Genomic DNA, 556 nt, shown 5'->3' on the forward strand with positions numbered 1-556 from the left:
CAAAACGTTGAGCTGTATATTGAGAAGGTGCGCGGACGAGAAGCCGCACGTGTGAAGTCAGAATTTTCTGCCAAGATGTCGCACGAATTACGTACGCCATTAAATGGTGTGATTGGCTTTACTCGTCAAATGCTCAAAACGCAGCTTTCTAATAGCCAAACCGACTACTTGCAAACCATTGAGAAGTCCGCAAACAACCTATTAAACATCATCAATGACATTCTCGATTTCTCGAAATTGGAAGCCGGTAAGCTGGCGTTGGAAAACATTCCATTTGATTTCCGCGAAAGCTTAGAAGAAGTAATCAACCTACAAGCCACCAGCGCGCATGAGAAAGGTCTGGAGATCACCTTGAAAGTGGATCCGAAGATCCCGCCAGGTCTAGTCGGAGACCCGCTACGTATCCAACAAATTTTGACTAACTTGGTGGGGAACTCCATTAAGTTTACTGAGCGCGGAAACATCGATGTTAGCGTCGAAATGCGTTCACAAGCAGGTGACTCGGTTGAGCTGCAATTTATGGTGCGAGACACCGGTATCGGTATTTCAGAGCGTC

General features: G+C 46.4%; 1 protein-coding gene. It reads left to right on the forward strand.

The annotated features are described in order from the left end of the window. The coding region (locus R7O13_RS29765) for a histidine kinase dimerization/phospho-acceptor domain-containing protein (protein WP_318305578.1) at positions 1-556 on the forward strand (556 nt) is incomplete at both ends.

It is taken from the genome of Vibrio sp. Y176, assembly GCF_033438945.1.